Origin of the sequence: Rhodococcus sp. 05-339-2, from assembly GCF_002258965.1 — a bacterium.
Classification (GTDB): Bacteria; Actinomycetota; Actinomycetes; order Mycobacteriales; family Mycobacteriaceae; genus Rhodococcoides.
This window is the reverse complement of record NZ_NOYW01000003.1, coordinates 1-2535: the sequence shown is the minus strand read 5'-3', so window position 1 is coordinate 2535 and position 2535 is coordinate 1. Positions and strand designations below refer to the sequence as shown.

General features: G+C 60.7%; 1 protein-coding gene. It reads left to right on the top strand.

All coding sequences use genetic code 11. The features are described from left to right. Nucleotides 1-12: 12 nt before the first annotated feature. Nucleotides 13-2535, top strand: a 2523-nt coding sequence (locus CH273_RS01070) for a non-ribosomal peptide synthetase (protein WP_254924357.1), incomplete at its 3' end; no start/stop codon positions are given.

The window sequence follows — 2535 nt, the reverse complement described above, 5'->3', positions numbered from 1 at the left end:
TCGCTCTCTGCGATGCGTGTCGTAGCCGCCGTGCAGGAAACCTTCGACTGTGAAATCAGCGTCCGTGCACTCATGGAAGCCCCCACCGTAGCGGGCCTGGCTCGTGTGGTGGGTGGAGGACAGTCGGGCACCAGGCAAATCTGGGAGCCATATGCGCGTCCGGCCCAGTTGCCGCTGTCGTTCGCCCAGCGTCGGTTGTGGTTCATCCATCAGCTAGAGGGACCATCGGCGACATACAACATCCCTCTGGTACTACGCCTAATCGGTCTACTCGACGTCGACGCGCTGACCCTGGCGGTTGCCGATGTCGTAGCCCGGCACGAGAGTGTTCGCACAGTGTTTCCCGCTACGGCTGGCGTGCCCGAGCAGTGCATTCTCGATGCCTCTGAAGGGCTTGTCGCCTGCAAAGTCATCGACGCCACCAACTGGACCGATCAACAGTTGGATGAGGCGGTCGGTATTGTCACCCGCCACGCCTTCGACTTAGAAACCGAGATTCCCTTTCGTGCAAGGCTTTTCGCAGTCTCGACCACGGAACACCATCTGGCCCTGGCAATGCACCACATCGCCGCCGACGGATCATCTCTCTCGCCGCTGGTTCGCGACCTGACTACCGCATATCAGGCCCGCACCACCCGGACGGAGCCAGGCTGGGAGCCGTTGCCCGTTCAGTACGCCGACTTCACAATCTGGCAGCACAAGCTCCTCGGCGAGGCCGACGATCCTAATACCCGATCTGGTCGACAAACAGTTTTCTGGGAGCGGAACCTCGCTGGATACGCGGGACTGCTGGAGCTTCCCACGGACCGGCCTTACCCCGCCGTCGCCAACCATCAGGGCGGCCAAGTCGTCGTCGAATGGCCCGCCGAACTGCAGGAACTCGTGCGGGTTGTGGCGCGGGAACGCAATGCGACGACGTTCATGGTGATGTCGGCGGCGCTTTCGGTGCTGTTGGCGCGTTTGAGCGGGAGCGCGGATGTGGCGTTCGGGGTGCCGACGGCGGGGCGGGGGCGAACCGAGTTTGACGGCATGGTCGGGTTTTTCGTCAACACGCTGGTGTTGCGTACGCGGGTTTCAGCCGAGATGAACTTCGGTGATTTGTTGGAGGAGGTACGGGAGCGGAGCCTGGACGCGTTCGCGAACCAAGATGTGCCGTTCGATGCGCTTGTCGAGCGCCTCAATCCGGTCCGTACGCAGGCTCACCATCCGTTGATCCAAATCCTGTTCGCCTGGCAAAACGTCACCCTGCCCGATCTGTCTCTGCCAGGTCTCGACATTTCCCCGCAGCGCACGGACACCTTGACCGCTCGAATGGACTTGACTTTCAGCCTGCGTGAGCGGTTCGACAACTCCGGCCGTCCCATAGGCATTGGGGGTCTGGTCGAGTACCGCACCGACGTCTATGACGCCGAAACTGTAAAACAACTTGTTACCCGCTGGCAGCGGGTGCTCACGACGATGCTCGCCGGCACGGACCGCTCGGTGGCGTCAATCGACTTGCTTGACGAGAGAGAACTGACGCAGCTGGACGCCCTCGGAGCGCGGTCAGTGCTAAATGAATCGATCGTGGACCCCGCGATTCCGGAGTTGTTCGCCGAGCAGGTGAGGGTGCGGCCGGACGTCATAGCGGTGGTGTTCGAGGGTCGGTCGTGGACGTATCAGGAGTTGGACGACACATCGACGCAGTTGGCTCATTTGTTGGCTGGGCGTGGGGTGGGAGTAGAGGACGTTGTTGCACTGTTGCTGCCACGTTCGGAACACACTGTGATAGCCATACTTTCGGTGCTGAAGCTGGGTTCTGCTTACTTGCCGATCGACATCAACACCCCTGACGAGCGCCTGGCATTCGTTCTACAAGACGCTGCGCCGGCCGCGATTTTGACCACGGTGAGCCTCGCTGGTCGCGTCAGTAAGTCCGGGGTCCCACTGATAGATGTCGAGGATCCCAAGGTCGCTGAACAGCCGACGACGACGTTGCCGGTGCCGAATGCTGACCTCCTCGCGTACATCATCTACACCTCAGGAACGACAGGCACACCCAAAGGCGTCGGCATCACACAAACGAACGTCACCCAGACCTACGCAGCTTCGGAACATGCTTTCAAACATTCCCCAGATCAGGTGTGGTCGATGTTCCATTCGTACTCGTTCGATGTGTCGGTGTGGGAGATGTGGGGCGCTCTGCTGCACGGCGGCCGCTTGGTGATCATCCCTGAGCATGCCGCCCGCTCCGCAACGGACTTTCACCGAATCCTGGTAGACGAGCAGGTCACCACCGTCAACCAGACCCCGTCCGCACTCGAGATGCTCTCGCCCGAGGGAATAGATCAAGTAAGGACCATTTTTGTGGGGGGTGAGGCATGCTCGCCCGAACTTGTCGATCGGTGGGCTTCAGGCCGAGAAATGATCAATGGCTACGGGGAGACAGAGACGTTCTACGCCTCTATGAGTGCGCCCATGAAGCCTGGTCATGGAGCTCCTATCGGTACGCCGGTGCCGGGTGATGCGTTGTTTGTGTTGGATTCCGGTTTGCGG